Here is a 15,823-nt window from a genome sequence, read left to right as displayed (position 1 = left end):
TATATTGATGTGGTGGTGAAGGCGAAGAGGTCACACCTGTTCCCATGCCGAACACAGCAGTTAAGCTCTTCAGCGCCGATGGTAGTCGGGTTTACCCCCGTGAGAGTAGGACGCCGCCACATTGATTTATTTTCTGAAATGTAGTATAATAGGAAATAGCTCACAATTAAATCTTATGGGAACTTATTAAAGAATCCCACATTATCGCGGGGTAGAGCAGTCTGGTAGCTCGTCGGGCTCATAACCCGGAGGTCACAGGTTCAAATCCTGTCCCCGCAACCAAATTTTATTTAACTACGTTGAGTAATCATCCGAGTTAAATAAAAATCATAGTACTAATAAGTGCAACCAATTTTTATTAAGTCATTTGACTTTCTTTTTTTATGAGAAATTATGGTCCGGTAGTTCAGTTGGTTAGAATGCCTGCCTGTCACGCAGGAGGTCGCGGGTTCGAGTCCCGTCCGGACCGCCACTACTTAAAATTAAACGTTCAGCCTTAGGAACCTTTCCTAAGGCTTTTATTATGGAATTTTTTAAATGTGCCTCTCTCTTGGTATAATAGGAATATTACGATTATACGGTCGGCCGGTCTTTTTAGAAAGCGGTCATAAGAGAAAGGAACATACACATGGATGAGTTTTCATTTATACGATCAATCAAGCCGGATTATTACCGCCAATCTTCCTTAATAAAAGGTATTGATGACGATGCAGCGGTCTTCCGTCCATCGGGGCATGATATAGTGACAGCTGTGGATACGATGGTGGAAGGAGTCCATTTTACAAGGCAGACGATGGAACCTGAGAAGATTGGCTACCGTGTGTTGGCTGCAAATATCAGTGATCTTGCTGCGATGGGCAGTACGCCTGCTTTTTACATGGTTTCGATTACTATTCCTTCTGATTGGAGTCAGCAGGATCTTGAACGTATTTATGAGGGAATGAAGAAGCTTGGAGATTCCTATCAAATGGATTTAATAGGCGGCGACACGGTATCCGGGAGAGAGCTCTCGTTAAGTGTTACGGTTATAGGGTTGGTTCATAAAGGAAAAGCGAGATACCGTTCGACAGCGAAGCCTGGGGATGTATTGTTTGTCACGGGCACCCTCGGAGATTCCAGGGCAGGATTGGAATGCTTGTTGAATCCACAACGAAAAAATCCTGTGGAGATTACATATCTTATTGAGCGTCATCAAACTCCTGTGCCGAGAGTTTCTTTTGCCTCACATTTATCCCAGATTGAACGGATGGCTTTGAATGATGTAAGTGACGGAATTGCGAATGAAGCGAAGGAAATTGCGGATGCGTCTGATGTTGATCTGTTTATTGAGTCAGAAGCCATACCTTTTTCCAAAGCGATCCGCAAGGTTTTCCCTGAACATCATGAGGAATGGGGATTATCAGGGGGAGAAGATTTTGAATTGCTTGGATCCGTGCCTGAAGAAGACTGGCCACAAGTAATAAAAGCTGCCGAACACGCAGGTATTAAAGTAAGTAAAATCGGCCACGTAAAAGTGAAAGAGGGCTCTGCACCCGTTGTGATGCTTGATCGAAAGGGAAAGTGGGAGCCAATGACCTCTTCCGGTTATACTCATTTGAAGGAAAAGAGTGATTGAATGAAAACATTTGAATGGAAAAGCTCTTCTATAGAAGAAACACAGCAGTTGGCAGAAAAGCTCGGGGAACGTTTGCTGCCGGGGGATGTGCTGACATTAGAGGGCGATTTAGGTGCAGGAAAAACGACGTTTACAAAAGGGCTGGGCAAGGGCTTGGGTGTGAAACGGACGATCAACAGTCCAACCTTTACGATTATGAAAGAATACCAGGGGCGTGTCCCTTTTTATCATATGGATGTGTACCGTCTGGAAGAGAGTGATGAGGACCTCGGTTTTGATGAGTACTTTGAAGGGGACGGAGTAACGGTCGTGGAATGGGCCCAGTTCATTGAGGAATTCTTACCTGATGAACGACTGGACATTACCATTCGTTATTTGGACGACGCGACACGGATGTTCACATTTGAAACGTCATCCAATCATTTGGAAGCCTTATGTAAGGAGATTTTAGAATGAATGTACTGGCGATAGACACTTCGAATTATGTCATGGGAGTTGCGGTCATCAGAGATGGGGCTGTAGCCGGTGAATATGTGACGAATATCAAAAAGAATCACTCCATCCGCTTAATGCCTGCGATTGATCAGGTGATGAAAGAGACAGGGATGAGCCCAAGTGATCTGGACAGAATTGCGGTTGCTCATGGGCCCGGATCCTATACGGGGGTACGAATCGGATTGACAACGGCAAAGACAATGGCGTGGTCGCTCGGGATCCCAGTAGTAGGTGTTTCGAGCTTAGAAGCTGTAGCAAGGCAGGGAGCTTTTTTCCAAGGGTATGTCTGTCCGTTCTTTGATGCACGACGAGGACTCGTCTATACAGGGCTGTATCGGTCAGATATGACACTTGAAAAGGATGAGACGAACGTCTTCATGGAAGATTGGCTTCATCAATTGAAGGAATTGGACGAACCTGTTCTTTTCCTCAGTCAGGATATAGCTGTGCATGAAGAAAAGATCGTCGAGATTCTCGGCGATCAGGCGGTTCTTCCGAAATCTCCTTATCACTATGCCCGACCGGCCATCATCGCTTCTGTTGCAGAAGAGAAGGAACCAGGTCCGTTGCATAACCTTGTGCCGAACTACTTGCGGATTCCTGAGGCAGAAGCTAAATGGTTGGAGCAGCAGGGGAAGAAGTAGGATGGCGACAATCAGGAGAATGACGAAGAATGATGTCACAGCTGTCATGGATGTCGAGAAGGCTTCCTTTGCCGTTCCATGGTCTGAGGAAACCTTTGAAAAAGAAATGGAAGATAACCCTTATGCGCATTATTATGTCGTAGAAAAAGCAGATACAATCATTGGATACTGTGGTTTATGGTTGATCATTGATGAGGCGCATGTCACGAATATTGCTATTCATCCGGATCATAGAGGAAACAAGTATGGAGAGCGATTGTTCCGCCATACATGTAATGAAGCGATTGAGCATGGAGCGATCCAGCTGTCGCTTGAAGTGAGAGTTTCAAATACAGCCGCGCAGCATATGTACCGGAAGTTCGGAATGGTACCTGGAGGGATCCGGAAGAGGTACTACTCGGATAACGGTGAAGATGCGTTAGTGATGTGGGTGGGATTAAAATGAAGGAAGATCAATACATTTTAGCGATTGAGACGAGTTGTGATGAAACAGCCGTAGCGATTGTCAAAAACGAAACAGAACTGATAACGAACATCGTCGCTTCTCAAATTGAGAGTCATAAGCGTTTCGGTGGGGTGGTACCGGAGATTGCCTCGAGACACCATATTGAACAGATGACGATCACACTTGAAGAAGCCCTCGAGGATGCAGGAATGACACTCGACGATATGGATGCCATTGCTGTGACGGAGGGACCAGGACTGGTCGGCGCCCTTCTAGTCGGGGTCAATGCAGCGAAATCGATCGCTTTTGCGAAACAGAAGCCACTTGTAGGTGTTCATCATATTGCAGGTCACATTTATGCCAACCGTTTGGAAAAGGAATTTGAATTCCCGCTGTTATCCCTCGTCGTTTCAGGCGGACACACAGAGCTTGTGTTGATGCGCGAACACGGATCCTTTGAAATTATCGGTGAAACACGGGATGATGCCGCAGGGGAAGCCTACGACAAGGTGGCACGGACATTGAAGCTTCCATATCCAGGAGGGCCTCAAATCGACCGTCTTGCTCAAGAAGGAGAAGAGACCATCGATTTTCCTCGTGCATGGCTTGAAGATGGTTCCTATGATTTCAGTTTCAGCGGTTTGAAATCGGCTGTGATTAACAGGCTTCATAAAGCGAAACAACGCGATGAGTATTTAAAACCCGAGGATGTTGCCGCAAGCTTTCAAGCAAGTGTTGTGGATGTGTTATCCACAAAAGCATTCCGAGCTGCTGAGGAGTATGGTGTGAAACAAATGATCGTTGCGGGTGGCGTCGCTGCCAACAAGGGATTAAGAGCGGCGCTTCAGGAGAAGTTCAAAGATAGTAAAACAGAACTGCTCATTCCACCGCTTCATTTGTGCACAGATAATGCCGCAATGATCGCTGCGGCTGGAGCGGTTGCCTATAATCAGGGGCACCGGGCTGGATGGGACCTGAACGCCAACCCAGGACTGGACCTTGAACTTTTTGGTGCGAGGAAAAAATAAGATCGTGAACGAACGATCAAAGCTCTCCTTTATAGACAGGGAGAGCTTTTCCCATTTTATCAACTTTGTGTATAAGTAGGGAATGAAATAGGATGTGTGAATTATCCACATGTGCATAAACATACAGTGGATGAAAAATCAGTGGATAAGTAGAATCAATAAAGAAAACGGTATCATTTTTGTGGATAAGTTTGTGTTATTTTGTGGATAATGTGCATAACCCTGTTGAAAACTGGTAATATAGCTATTCAACTGTTGAAAACTATGTGGATATGAATCACCATTCATACAGGTTTATGCATGTGCCTTGGATGTAAAAAAATGGTGTACCAGGTCATCCATATTCTGGATGACCTGGTACACCTGTTTCTTCCATTTATGAGTCGTGGAGGGTTTCCCATTCTTCCATGAGGGCTTCAAGTTTGGTTTGGAGCTGGTTGTTGTCTTCTGTGATTTCCAGAGATCTTTCGTGGTCCTGATAGATCTCAGGGTCACAGAGGAGCTCTTCGTTTTCTTCGAGTCTCGCTTCCAGCTGTTCGATTTCTTCTTCGATCTCAGTGATGCGGCGGTTTTTCTTTCGTTCTTCACGCTTTGCCGCTTTGTCTTCTTCAAAGCTGTTCTTCTGTTGAACTTCCTGCTTCTTCGGTTCGTTCTGAAGTCGTTCTGCCTCTTCGATCTGCTGCAATTCGTATTCTTCCTGCTTCTTATCTACATAGTAGTCATAATCACCAAGGAACAGACGAGTCTCTTCAGGATTCATTTCCACAACCTGTGTCGCAATCTTGTTGATAAAGTAACGGTCATGGGAAACGAACAAGAGCGTGCCTGGATAATCCACAAGCGCTGCTTCTAATACTTCTTTACTGTCGAGGTCCAGGTGGTTGGTCGGCTCGTCCAGGATTAAGAAGTTCGCTTCCTGCATCATCAGTTTCGCTAAGGACAGTCTCGCTTTCTCTCCACCACTAAGCGCAGAGACAGGCTTCAGGACATCCTCACCTGAGAAAAGGAAGTTACCAAGGATGGTGCGGATATCTTTTTCGTTTTTCATCGGGTATTCGTCCCAAAGTTCATGGAGGACGGTTTTGGTTGAGTTCAGTTTTGTTTGTTCCTGATCGTAATAACCGATCTGCACGTTCGTACCGATCAGCTTTTCACCTTTTGACTGTTCCAAGTCACCGATGAGTGTCTTCAATAACGTCGTCTTTCCAACACCATTCGGTCCGACGAGCGCAACAGAATCGCCGCGGTTCAAGTCGAGGGACACGTTGTCAAAAAGGTAGTCCTTACTGTCATCATAACGGAACGCATAATTGCGCAGCTTCAGCACATCGTTACCGCTTCGTTTTGCTGTCTGGAAACTGAACTTCGCTGATTGGTTGTCGTCCTTCGGTTTTTCAAGCTTGTCCATTTTCTCCAACTGTTTACGGCGGCTTTGCGCCCGTTTACTTGTCGTCGCACGGACGATGTTTTTCTGAATGAAATCTTCCATTCGCTTGATTTCTTCCTGCTGTTTCTCAAAGCGTTTGAGTTCCTGCTCGTAGTCCGCTTCTTTCTTTTTCAAATAGTCGCTGTAGTTGCCGTGATATCGCTTGGATGATTGAAACGCGATTTCATACACGGTATTGACGATCTTGTCGAGGAAGTAGCGGTCGTGGGAGACGATGACCACGGCTCCTTGATAGCCCTGCAAGTAACCTTCAAGCCAGCTTAGCGTATCGATGTCTAAATGGTTGGTCGGCTCATCGAGGATCAGGACATCAGGACTTGTGAGCAAAAGCTTTCCGAGTGCCAAGCGTGTTTTCTGCCCGCCACTCAAGGAGTTGATGGGTGTGTTCCAGTTGAAGTTTTTGAAATTCAACCCGTTCAATACGCCGCGGATATCTGCTTCATACTGGTAGCCGCCGGCAGTCTTAAAGTATTCCTGTTTGCGGTCATAATCCGCTAACAGCTGCTGGTAACGTTTTTGATCGTCAAGCAAGTCCGGATCCGCCATTTGCACTTCCATGGAGCGGAGTTCTTTCTCCAACTCCTTCAGGTGGGTGAACACCTTCTCCATCTCATTCCAAATCGTTTCCTCAGACTGCAGCCCTGTATTTTGGGCCAGGTAACCCATCGTGGTTTCTTTCGGTTTGAAAATATTGCCCTCATCGTGACTCATTTCACCTGCCATCATTTTAAGCAGGGTCGATTTTCCTGCTCCGTTCCGACCGACGATGGCGATCCGGTCGTTCATCTGCACTTCCAATTTGATATTCGATAAAATCAACTCGGCGCCGAAACGCTTCGTCAATTGGTTCAATTGCATGAGAATCATGTCGTTTCACCTCAATAAAATCAGTGTATCTCATAGGCGCATCCCCTAGCAACACAATGCTCCTGAAGTATGTGAAATCTTTAACGACTTCCGTTTGATTTTTTGGTAGAATAAGAGTAGTGTTTCAATCAGTACTGTTAACAAAAAGGGGTAGAAGAAAATGGCGGAGTTCAGTCATTTCAATGATCAGGGCCGCGCCCGTATGGTGGATATTTCAGACAAAAAAGATTCCGTACGGACGGCTGTGGCAGCAACGAGTGTACAATTGAACGAAGAGATTTATCATAAAATCACCAACCATGAGATTGGAAAAGGGGACGTGCTTTCCGTGGCTCAGGTCGCAGGGATCATGGCAGCGAAAAAGACGTCTGACTGGATTCCGATGTGTCATCCGTTGTCATTAAAAGGTATCGATGTGTCCTTCGCTTGGGAAACAGAAGACCACCCGACATTAAACATCGAGGTTTCTGTTAAGACAAAGGGAAGCACAGGTGTGGAAATGGAAGCGCTAACGGCCGCCTCCGCCACAGCCCTCACGGTTTACGATATGTGCAAAGCGTTAGATAAAGGAATGGTCATCGGCCCGACCTACTTGAAAGAGAAGACAGGCGGGAAGAACGGCGACTATACGAGAAACAGATAAAGGAGTCCGGTGCTAATGGATATCGAACAAACGAAGATTCCACAGGCGACAGCGAAGCGGCTGCCGCTCTACTATCGCTTTTTGAACAACCTTCATACCCAGGGCAAACTGCGTGTGTCTTCGAAAGAACTGAGCGATGCGGTCAAAGTTGATTCAGCGACGATCCGCCGTGATTTCTCCTATTTTGGAGCGCTCGGGAAAAAAGGGTACGGCTACAACGTCGAGTATTTGCTCTCCTTTTTCAGAAAGACGCTCGATCAGGATGAAACGACACGTGTCGCTTTGATCGGTGTCGGAAATCTCGGGACAGCATTTTTAAACTATAACTTCACGAAAAATAACAATACGAAAATTGAAATCGCCTTTGATGCGAATGAGGAGCGGATCGGTTCTGAAGTCGGTGGCGTCGGTGTCGAGCACATAGACGATCTAGAGGAGAAGCTCGGCGACATTTCCGTTGCCATCCTCACGGTCCCATCATCTGCCGCTCAAGGCATTGCGGACAGGCTTGTGAAAGCGGGGATCTCAGGAATCCTCAACTTTACACCAGCGAGAATCAGCGTGCCATCGAATGTCAGGGTCCATCATATCGACCTTGCCATTGAGCTGCAGGCACTCGTTTATTTTCTGAAGCATTATCCACTGAACGAAGAGGAAATGGAAGAAGATCAATAAGTAAGACAAACGAGTGTGAAATCATTTTGGTTTCTCACTCTTTTTTATAGGGGGAAGGGTTTTGGAGAATTTCACGGTTCAATCAGAAACAGAGAGACTAATTATAAAACCGCTGGAAAAAGAAGACTATGAAAGCTGGCTGCAAGGATTTGAGAGTCGGCTCCCGTCCAAGCATCGGCATGATGAAGGGCAGATTGATATGAGTGAATGTACGGAAGAATGGTTTGGGAAGCTGGTCGAGAAACATCAGCAATTAGCTTCGGAGGATAACGCCTATGTTTTCGGTGTATTTCTGAAGGAAGACCATACACACGTAGGGATGATCGATTTCTCTACTTTAGTAAGGTATGACTTTCAGTGGGGGGAGAATCGGGTATGCACTGCATAACCAACATTGGCAGAAAGGGTACGGAAAAGAAGCGGTCGCCGAAGCGTTACAGATTGCTTTTCATCCATTGAATTACCACCGTGTCGAGGCCCACATCAACTTGGATAACTCACCTTCCATAAAACTGGCAGAAAGTATTGGGTTAGAGTATGAGTGCACGAGAAAAGGGTTCATTCATGAGTTTGGGGAATGGACGGACAATTTGATCTACTATAAGAACGCAGAATAAAAGAAGCTCAGCCTAACGCTGAGCTTCTTTTTAGGTTACTCGGTATTCTCTTTCCAGCTTTTGTCCATCAGCATCTTACCAGGCCATGTGTAGGCCATAATGCCGCCATCCGCCGTTATGTCTTCTCCTGTCACATACGAACTTTCATCAGAAGCTAGAAAAAGGGCGACATTGGCCATTTCTTCCGGACGTCCCAATCGTCCCATCGGAGTGACCCACTTATTCGCTTCTCGGAACTCCCGTCCTTCTTCTTCCTGCTTCGTTCCGGCCAGCTCTTGGACGAGTGGCGTTTCGATGGTACCTGGGGAAATTGAATTGACGCGGATCCCTTCACGCGCATAGTCGATCGCCATCGCTCTCGTGAAGTTCGTAATGCCGCCTTTCGCTGCGTTGTATCCGGAGCGGTCGAGATCCGCGGCCTGGCCGGACATGGATGATGTATTGATGACAGAGCCTCCATTTTCAAGCATAAGCGGCAGGATGTATTTGCTTGTCAAAAAGGTTCCTCTCAAGTCGACGGCGATGATTTGATCAAACAGCTCGACTGGATATTCGTGGACCTTTCCACCTTCTTGATCGACACCTGCATTGTTGAACAGGATGTCGACCTTCCCGTAATGCTCTTCTACGTAATTGGCAAACTGCTGGACACTGTCCACATCGGAAACATCAAGCTCTACGGCTTCTGCTTTTCCACCCTCGCTCTCCACTTCATCCACGGTTTTCTGGACTTCTTCTACATTGATATCCCCGCAGACGACCGTCGCTCCTTCACTGGCGAACCGTTTTACGGTGGCCGCACCGATTCCGGTTGCAGAGCCGGTGACGACAGCAGTTTTATTATCTAAACGTCCCATATTAAAGAACCTCCTTTTGTCGTTGGTATGACTTTTACCCCCTTATAGAAACGTTGTAAACCTTTGAGAGCACAGAAGGCGCTTACAGTCGAAACGTGCGGGATCATGGTTAAGGAACAGCTGAGGTGGTATAGTAAATACTAGTTCGCGTATCGAAAGAAAGCGGGTGACACAATTGAGTAAACTGCCTCATAAATGGCTCGTGGTCGTGTCTGTCCTGTTCGGGACGTTCACGGTCATTTTGAACAATAGTATGCTGAACCCGATCCTGCCACGGTTCATCGAGATTTTCGAATCGGATGCCGTGGCGGTCGGGTGGATTTTGACGATCTTCATGGTCTCGATGGGAATGACGATGCCGCTCACCGGCTATTTCGGTGACCGGTTCGGGAAAAAGAAAGTGTACCTCGTCGGACTCTGTATTTTCCTTGCAGGCTCCACGCTCGGATTCTTTTCATCGACGCTAGGTATGGTCATCTTATCCCGGGCGATTCAGGGAATGGCCGGCGGATTGATGATGCCGATCGCCATGGCGCTCATCTTTAATTCGTTTCCACGTTATGAACGGGGGCTTGCGGTGGGCGTGTACGGTGTTGCCGCTATGGTCGCACCAGCGATCGGACCGACCATTGGTGGATTTCTCATCCAGTATCTCGACTGGCCGTGGTTATTCGCCTTTAACATTCCGTTCGGACTGACGGGACTTATTTTATCTTCGAAATTTCTTGAACGTACCGAAACGGATCCGACGAAGCGGTTTGACCTTGTCGGTTTCATTATTATTGCTGCAGGCATCGGATCGGTGCTGTTTGCCTTAGGGAGAGGGCGCACGCTTGAAACGTTGTTCGATCCCTTGAACATTGCATTGATTGTGGGTGGGCTGATCGCCATCGTCCTTTTCGTCTTTTACGAAAACCGCCAGGATGATCCACTGTTGAACTTATCCGTCTTTAAAGTGCCGACCTATTCCGTTTCCATCGTCGTCACTTCAGCGGCATCGATCGGCTTGTTCTCAGGAATCTTCCTGCTGCCGTTACTGATTCAAAATGTGTACGGCCTGAACGAAGTCATGACGGGCCTGTTGTTCCTGCCGGCCGCTGCCGCGAGTGGGGTGTTTATGTCGATCGGAGGACGTATCCTCGATAAGAAAGGCCCGAAATACGTCGTGCCACCAGGACTTACGATTATGGCGCTTGCAACCTTGGGTTTAAGCTTTTTACAGCTGTCCACCCCGTACTGGCTGATTCTTCTTTTGAATACGGTGAGAGGTCTCGGGATGGGGATGGGGAACATGCCAGCAACGACGTCAGGCATGAACAGTATTCCGGAACATCTTGTGGCTCAGGGCTCTGCCATGAACAACATTATCCGGCAGATTTCCTCTTCACTGGGGATCGTGTTTTTCTCTATTTACTATGAAGTGAGACGAGCGCAGGTCTCAGCAAATCCAGGTATCGATATGCAGGAAGCTACCTTGCAGACGCTCAATGAAGCGTTTCTCGTATCTGCAATTGTGCTGATCATCGCGATTCCATTTTCTTTCATATTAAAAGGTGTGCAGGATGACGAAGAGAAGCAGGAAGCATAGAAAAAAGCAGGTTCACGAGTGTGGACCTGCTTTTTTTTGCGGCATTATTTCTTTTTTGCATTTTTTATCTTGTTGTGAAGATTAAAAAGCCGGATGGCTACGGCAATGTTGAATGTCGCGACAATGGCCAGGATGATGGTCATCGCATTCCATACCGTCTCTTCTGCCGACTGGGCGGCAATGTAGGTGAATGCCACGCCCATCATCATGTAAAGAAAAGCCATGAATAAGGGTGATGTTCTCATATTATAAAAAGCCTCCAATAAAGATGGTCTCCAGCTGTTCCTGCATGCGGCGGATATCCTCTTCAGTGAGGAAGTACTGCGAAACGACAACAAACGAGTTCATCGCCATATGAGCCACGATTGGTGTAATAATTCGTTTTGTTTTGACATAAAGGAAGGCGAAAACGACTCCCATGGAGAAATAGACTAACATGTGGCTGAAATCGAAATGGAACGCTCCGAAGACGAGAGCGGATACGAGAACGGCCAGCCAGAAATTCGTCCGCTTATAGATTGAACCGAAGATAATTTTACGGAAGATGATTTCTTCCGTGATCGGTGCAAACACGACAGGAAGGAGGATGAACAAAGGCGATTCACGGGCGATTTCCATTAATCCCATCGTATTCTCAGATCCCGGCGATACACCGAACAATTCACGTTCAATGGTCGCGGCAATGGCTTGCGCGAACAATGCTAAGAAGACACCGGCAATCGACCAGAGGACGACTTTACCCGGCCCTGCTTTATCCTCGCTCCTGGCTAATGCATCCTTTGGATCGCGGCGGAGCAGGAGAAGAATGATGATGGTTGCAATTGTAAAACTGAACACAGACCAAACGGCAATCGCATCGAAGCGGGACATCCCCGCTGCCTGGACAAGAACCGGGACAGCCGCAATGGCAGAAATCTGTGTGATGAGATAGGTCACAATGATGTACCAATAATGTTTCGGCATAAAGGCACGACTCCTTTTATAAATACCTTTTAATAGCTTCAATATACATACTTTATGTATTCTATCACAGTTTCAAAACCAGACGTAAGGAATAAGGGTCAGTGTAAGAATTTTGTCGAAAAAGAAGTGCAAAATTTCTATAGTTTCTACTTGAAAAACGATAGGGAATTGCTTATTATAATAATTGTGTTAGCACTCAACAACAACGAGTGCTAATAAACGACAAAAATTTGAAACAACCATATCAAGGAGGGTGTCCTAATTGTTAAAGCCACTTGGTGATCGTATTGTTATTGAACTAGTTGAAGAAGAGCAGACTACTGCGAGCGGAATCGTACTTCCGGACTCTGCGAAAGAAAAGCCCCTAGAAGGTAAAGTTGTTGCTGTCGGCACAGGCCGCATCACTGACAACGGTGAAAAAGTAGCACTGGAAGTCGCACAAGGCGACCGCGTGATCTATTCTAAATTCGCAGGTACAGAAGTGAAGTATGAAGGCAGCGAATACTTGATTCTGCGCGAATCAGATGTACTAGCTGTTATCCAGTAGTCACTTTTCCTATAAAAATACTTAAGAGATACGATTTTAATGAGGAGGGCATTTTAAATGGCTAAAGAAATCAAATTTAGTGAAGACGCACGCCGCTCTATGCTGCGTGGTGTAGATACATTAGCAAATGCTGTTAAAGTTACACTTGGACCAAAAGGACGTAACGTCGTACTTGATAAGAAATTCGGTTCTCCACTCATCACTAACGATGGTGTGACAATCGCGAAAGAAATCGAACTCGAAGACCACTTCGAAAACATGGGTGCACAACTCGTTTCTGAAGTTGCTTCTAAAACAAACGATGTTGCTGGTGACGGTACAACGACAGCAACGGTTCTTGCACAGGCAATGATCCGTGAAGGTCTTAAAAACGTAACATCCGGTGCGAACCCAGTCGGTATTCGTAAAGGTATCGAGAAAGCGACAGCTGTAGCAACAGAAGAGCTTCGCAAAATCTCTAAACCTATCGAAGGCCGCGATTCTATCGCGCAGGTAGCTAGCATCTCTGCTGCTGACAATGAAGTCGGCCAGCTGATTGCTGAAGCGATGGAGCGCGTAGGTAACGATGGTGTTATCACAATCGAAGAATCAAAAGGTTTCAACACTGAACTAGAAGTGGTTGAAGGTATGCAATTCGACCGCGGCTATGCTTCCCCTTACATGGTCACAGACCAGGATAAGATGGAAGCGGTTCTTGAAGATCCTTACATTCTAATTACAGATAAGAAGATCAACAACATCCAGGAAGTCCTTCCTGTACTTGAGCAAGTGGTTCAACAATCCAAGCCACTTCTATTGATCTCTGAAGACGTTGAAGGCGAAGCACTTGCAACACTTGTTGTGAACAAACTTCGTGGTACATTCAACGCGGTAGCTGTTAAGGCTCCTGGATTCGGTGACCGTCGTAAAGCGATGCTTGAAGATATCGCAACACTTACTGGCGGCCAAGTGATCACAGAAGATCTTGGGCTAGAATTGAAGAATACAACGATTGACCAGCTTGGACGCGCGTCTAAAGCAGTCATCACAAAAGAAAACACAACAATCGTCGAAGGTGCAGGAAACCCTGAGCAGATCTCTTCCCGTGTCGCTCAAATCCGCGCACAAGCAGAAGAAACAACTTCTGAATTCGACAAAGAAAAACTACAAGAGCGCCTTGCAAAACTTTCTGGCGGCGTAGCAGTCATCAAAGTCGGCGCGGCAACAGAAACAGAATTGAAAGAGCGTAAACTACGTATCGAAGACGCCCTGAACTCTACGCGAGCAGCAGTAGAAGAAGGAATTGTTGCCGGTGGTGGTACAGCGCTTGTAAACATCATCAACTCTGTGGAAGGCCTTGGCCTTGTAGACGACGAAGCAACAGGTGCAAGCATCGTACTTCGTGCGCTTGAAGAGCCGGTTCGCCAAATCGTTCACAACGCAGGTCTTGAAGGATCCATCATCGTTGAGCGTCTGAAAGGCGAAGAAGTCGGCGTAGGCTTCAACGCAGCTACAGGCGAATGGGTGAACATGGTTGAACAAGGGATCGTGGACCCAACTAAAGTTACACGTTCTGCGCTTCAAAACGCAGCTTCTGTAGCCGCTATGTTCTTGACGACAGAAGCGGTAGTCGCTGATCTTCCTGAAGAAGATAATGGCGGCGGCATGCCTGACATGGGTGGCATGGGCGGAATGGGCGGCATGATGTAATCATGCCCCCATGACCCTTGATATCAAGGGTGTAGCTTAACCCCAAAAGTCAAAATGACATACTTTTGACATACCTGGCGGAGAAAACACTATAAATCTAACGAGCCTCTCATAAGTTCACTGAACTTTTGGGAGGCTTTTTCTTCCATGTTTTCAGTAATGTGCGCGTATATATTCATGGTTGTGTTTATATCTCCATGACCTAATCGTTGTTGAATTTCTTTAACTCCTACTCCTGCTTCAATTAACAGAGAGGTATGGGTGTGTCGCAAGGAGTGAGGAGTAAGTTCCTTATGGATACCACTAATTTTTAATAAACGTCTCATATGGGTGTTTACGGTCTTTAAAAACTCAGGGTATCCCAGGTTCTGAACTTCCTTAGCAAAGACAAAATCCAGTTGAGTATATTCGTTCTTCATTTTATCAATGAGATCATCTTGGTGTTCTTTGTGTCTTTTAAGGACCTCAATAACTCCAACGTCCATTTTTAGCGTTCTGATCGATCCTTTAGTCTTGGGGGTCAGTAGTTGATACTCTTTTGTTCTATTGTTGGGATTGTAATACGTTTTTGTTACTCTTAAGGTTTTTTTATACATATCTATATCCGACCATTTTAAGGCGATCAGCTCACCCACTCGTAACCCGCTATAAGCAAGTGTCAAAAACATGGGGTAGTCCTTATCAATGCCACTTTCCTTGGCAGCATTTAGAAAACGAATAAGTTCTTCTTTTTCCATAAATTTGATTTCTCCTTTACTGCTTTCTACCTCCTCAACGGTTTCCACTTTACGTGGGATTTTTGCAAAGTCACAAGGACTGTCCTTAATTATGTTAAATTCCACAGCCTTCCTAAAAACCATTCTACCTGTTGCATGAATACCATCTAAAGTATTAAACGCATAGCCTGCATTATGAAGCGAAGCAAGCATAGCTTGATACTGTTTACGCGTGATATCTTTTATTTTTTTATTTCCGAAGAACCTATTTAAGTGATCCAAGTTATGCTGTCGATTTCTCACAGAACTAATTTTAGCGGTATCACGATAAGTCTTAAGCCACTCTAAAGTAAATTCCTGAAAGGTAATATTTTGTTCTTGAACATATGTGTTTTCAAATACTTCCTTTTCTACTTCAGCTGCGGCCATCTGAGCTTCTTTTTTTGTCTTGAACCCTCCTTTAGATGTGAATTTCTTTTTCCCAGTAGACGGATCTACTCCCGTATATATTTGGAAATACCATTTGCTACCTCTTTTCCGGTAATTAGCCATATTTATCCCTCCTTCCTTAGATTAATCAAAGTAGACTTATCCGACGGTACAATTCGACTCTTAATTTTTTCCAAACGCTCAATACAAACTTTTCTTGGAATCATAAAGTCATGTGACAACTGATCGATAATAGCTGGATTTGAAAGGTTATAATCATTAATCATATGAGTGGGGAGCGAGGCGTATAGAGTGAAGTGCCTGGCATCCCTTTCCTGAAGTTCATAAAAAGAATAAGGCATGAAAGATTGTCGACCTGCATGCCTCAAAGCATGACAAAGCTCGTGGAAGAATTGCTCTCGTTGGTGTATATAAGGGAGGCGACTATCTAATACGATTTCTTGAAACTTCCCTACCCTCATGTAACTAGCCTGAGTAGGTCTACAAGTCACAAATATTTGGGACTCGGATCCAATGGTGTAAACATTTAAATCGTCC

Annotated in this window: 16 protein-coding genes, 2 tRNA genes, 1 rRNA gene and 1 pseudogene; 14 read left to right on the top strand and 6 right to left on the bottom strand. The window is 45.8% G+C overall.

Going from position 1 to position 15,823, the window contains the following annotated elements; translation table 11 throughout:
* Positions 1–8: 8 nt before the first annotated feature.
* The 8 genes from rrf (at position 9) to tsaD (ending at position 4,227) form a co-directional block, all read left to right on the top strand.
* Positions 9–122 (top strand): 5S ribosomal RNA (rrf, locus tag K2225_RS17980).
* Between the two features lie 83 nt (positions 123–205).
* Positions 206–282, top strand: a tRNA-Met gene (locus K2225_RS17975).
* A gap of 113 nt (positions 283–395) precedes the next feature.
* Positions 396–472, top strand: a tRNA-Asp gene (locus K2225_RS17970).
* Between the two features lie 156 nt (positions 473–628).
* A complete protein-coding gene (gene thiL, locus K2225_RS17965; RefSeq protein WP_220585998.1) occupies positions 629–1,615 on the top strand; it encodes a thiamine-phosphate kinase in 987 nt (328 codons plus the stop codon).
* Complete coding sequence (gene tsaE, locus K2225_RS17960) at positions 1,616–2,071, top strand: tRNA (adenosine(37)-N6)-threonylcarbamoyltransferase complex ATPase subunit type 1 TsaE (RefSeq protein WP_220585997.1); 456 nt, start codon at positions 1,616–1,618, stop codon at positions 2,069–2,071.
* Entirely contained in the window at positions 2,068–2,754 is a 687-nt protein-coding gene (gene tsaB / locus K2225_RS17955) for a tRNA (adenosine(37)-N6)-threonylcarbamoyltransferase complex dimerization subunit type 1 TsaB (RefSeq protein ID WP_220585996.1), read from the top strand. The genes tsaE and tsaB overlap by 4 nt, the downstream gene beginning before the upstream one ends.
* Position 2,755: 1 nt before the next feature.
* Entirely contained in the window at positions 2,756–3,199 is a 444-nt protein-coding gene (gene rimI, locus K2225_RS17950; RefSeq protein WP_220585995.1) for a ribosomal protein S18-alanine N-acetyltransferase, read from the top strand.
* The gene (gene tsaD, locus K2225_RS17945) at positions 3,196–4,227 is read left to right on the top strand and encodes a tRNA (adenosine(37)-N6)-threonylcarbamoyltransferase complex transferase subunit TsaD (RefSeq protein WP_220585994.1); all 1,032 of its coding nucleotides are present in this window, start codon (positions 3,196–3,198) and stop codon (positions 4,225–4,227) included. Before rimI ends, tsaD begins: the two co-directional genes overlap by 4 nt.
* Positions 4,228–4,603: 376 nt before the next feature.
* On the opposite strand, the gene K2225_RS17940 is transcribed toward tsaD, so the two are convergent.
* Positions 4,604–6,541: an ABC-F family ATP-binding cassette domain-containing protein gene (locus K2225_RS17940; RefSeq protein ID WP_220585993.1), complete on the bottom strand. Its 1,938-nt coding sequence runs from the start codon at positions 6,539–6,541 to the stop codon at positions 4,604–4,606.
* Positions 6,542–6,701: 160 nt separating this feature from the next.
* Between K2225_RS17940 and moaC the strand changes: the two genes are divergently transcribed.
* The 3 genes and pseudogenes from moaC to K2225_RS17925 all read left to right on the top strand — a co-directional run bounded on the left by moaC (position 6,702) and on the right by K2225_RS17925 (position 8,476).
* Positions 6,702–7,184 (top strand): cyclic pyranopterin monophosphate synthase MoaC, encoded by a 483-nt coding sequence (moaC, locus tag K2225_RS17935; protein WP_220585992.1) that lies wholly within the window; start codon positions 6,702–6,704, stop codon positions 7,182–7,184.
* Positions 7,185–7,199: 15 nt separating this feature from the next.
* Positions 7,200–7,859, top strand: a complete 660-nt coding sequence (locus tag K2225_RS17930) for a redox-sensing transcriptional repressor Rex (protein ID WP_146815935.1) — start codon at positions 7,200–7,202, stop codon at positions 7,857–7,859.
* A gap of 61 nt (positions 7,860–7,920) precedes the next feature.
* Positions 7,921–8,476: pseudogene (locus K2225_RS17925) on the top strand (GNAT family N-acetyltransferase).
* 35 nt (positions 8,477–8,511) lie between these two features.
* On the opposite strand, the gene K2225_RS17920 reads toward K2225_RS17925, so the two are convergent.
* On the bottom strand, positions 8,512–9,333 hold the full coding sequence (locus K2225_RS17920; protein ID WP_220585991.1) for an SDR family oxidoreductase: 822 nt from the start codon (positions 9,331–9,333) through the stop codon (positions 8,512–8,514).
* Positions 9,334–9,508: 175 nt separating this feature from the next.
* Between K2225_RS17920 and K2225_RS17915 the strand changes: the two genes are divergently transcribed.
* Positions 9,509–10,921, top strand: a complete 1,413-nt coding sequence (locus K2225_RS17915) for an MDR family MFS transporter (RefSeq protein WP_220585990.1) — start codon at positions 9,509–9,511, stop codon at positions 10,919–10,921.
* A 44-nt stretch (positions 10,922–10,965) separates the two neighbouring features.
* Here K2225_RS17915 and K2225_RS17910 read toward each other — a convergent pair whose 3' ends face one another.
* Together K2225_RS17910 and K2225_RS17905 are read right to left on the bottom strand one after the other, a co-directional pair.
* The gene (locus tag K2225_RS17910; RefSeq protein WP_089654970.1) at positions 10,966–11,166 is read right to left on the bottom strand and encodes a YdiK family protein; all 201 of its coding nucleotides are present in this window, start codon (positions 11,164–11,166) and stop codon (positions 10,966–10,968) included.
* A gap of 1 nt (position 11,167) precedes the next feature.
* Positions 11,168–11,884 carry a CPBP family intramembrane glutamic endopeptidase gene (locus K2225_RS17905; protein WP_160917518.1) on the bottom strand — a complete coding sequence of 239 codons (717 nt, stop codon included), beginning with the start codon at positions 11,882–11,884 and terminating at the stop codon, positions 11,168–11,170.
* 262 nt (positions 11,885–12,146) lie between these two features.
* Between K2225_RS17905 and groES the strand changes: the two genes are divergently transcribed.
* Positions 12,147–12,431, top strand: a complete 285-nt coding sequence (gene groES, locus K2225_RS17900; RefSeq protein WP_089654972.1) for a co-chaperone GroES — start codon at positions 12,147–12,149, stop codon at positions 12,429–12,431.
* A gap of 57 nt (positions 12,432–12,488) precedes the next feature.
* Entirely contained in the window at positions 12,489–14,120 is a 1,632-nt protein-coding gene (groL, locus tag K2225_RS17895; RefSeq protein ID WP_220585989.1) for a chaperonin GroEL, read from the top strand.
* An 89-nt stretch (positions 14,121–14,209) separates the two neighbouring features.
* Here groL and K2225_RS17890 read toward each other — a convergent pair whose 3' ends face one another.
* Together K2225_RS17890 and K2225_RS17885 are read right to left on the bottom strand one after the other, a co-directional pair.
* Positions 14,210–15,388 carry a site-specific integrase gene (locus tag K2225_RS17890; RefSeq protein WP_220585988.1) on the bottom strand — a complete coding sequence of 393 codons (1,179 nt, stop codon included), beginning with the start codon at positions 15,386–15,388 and terminating at the stop codon, positions 14,210–14,212.
* A 2-nt stretch (positions 15,389–15,390) separates the two neighbouring features.
* Entirely contained in the window at positions 15,391–15,747 is a 357-nt protein-coding gene (locus K2225_RS17885; protein WP_255574684.1) for an ImmA/IrrE family metallo-endopeptidase, read from the bottom strand.
* Positions 15,748–15,823: the final 76 nt, after the last annotated feature.

It is taken from the genome of Halobacillus sp. Nhm2S1 (assembly GCF_019599545.1).
Lineage (GTDB): Bacteria > Bacillota > Bacilli > Bacillales > Halobacillaceae > Halobacillus.
This window is presented reverse-complemented; position numbering and strand designations above follow the sequence as displayed.

Excerpts from the sequence above, each read along its gene's own strand:
- moaC (WP_220585992.1), top strand. The coding sequence starts at position 6,702 with ATGGCGGAGTTCAGTCATTTCAATGATCAGGGCCGCGCCCGTATGGTG.
- K2225_RS17920 (WP_220585991.1), bottom strand. The coding sequence starts at position 9,333 with ATGGGACGTTTAGATAATAAAACTGCTGTCGTCACCGGCTCTGCAACC.
- K2225_RS17940 (WP_220585993.1), bottom strand. The coding sequence starts at position 6,541 with ATGATTCTCATGCAATTGAACCAATTGACGAAGCGTTTCGGCGCCGAG.
- groL (WP_220585989.1), top strand. The coding sequence starts at position 12,489 with ATGGCTAAAGAAATCAAATTTAGTGAAGACGCACGCCGCTCTATGCTG.
- tsaE (WP_220585997.1), top strand. The coding sequence starts at position 1,616 with ATGAAAACATTTGAATGGAAAAGCTCTTCTATAGAAGAAACACAGCAG.
- K2225_RS17890 (WP_220585988.1), bottom strand. The coding sequence starts at position 15,388 with ATGGCTAATTACCGGAAAAGAGGTAGCAAATGGTATTTCCAAATATAT.
- K2225_RS17910 (WP_089654970.1), bottom strand. The coding sequence starts at position 11,166 with ATGAGAACATCACCCTTATTCATGGCTTTTCTTTACATGATGATGGGC.
- tsaD (WP_220585994.1), top strand. The coding sequence starts at position 3,196 with ATGAAGGAAGATCAATACATTTTAGCGATTGAGACGAGTTGTGATGAA.
- K2225_RS17930 (WP_146815935.1), top strand. The coding sequence starts at position 7,200 with ATGGATATCGAACAAACGAAGATTCCACAGGCGACAGCGAAGCGGCTG.
- tsaB (WP_220585996.1), top strand. The coding sequence starts at position 2,068 with ATGAATGTACTGGCGATAGACACTTCGAATTATGTCATGGGAGTTGCG.
- K2225_RS17905 (WP_160917518.1), bottom strand. The coding sequence starts at position 11,884 with ATGCCGAAACATTATTGGTACATCATTGTGACCTATCTCATCACACAG.
- thiL (WP_220585998.1), top strand. The coding sequence starts at position 629 with ATGGATGAGTTTTCATTTATACGATCAATCAAGCCGGATTATTACCGC.
- K2225_RS17885 (WP_255574684.1), bottom strand. The coding sequence starts at position 15,747 with ATGAGGGTAGGGAAGTTTCAAGAAATCGTATTAGATAGTCGCCTCCCT.
- rimI (WP_220585995.1), top strand. The coding sequence starts at position 2,756 with ATGGCGACAATCAGGAGAATGACGAAGAATGATGTCACAGCTGTCATG.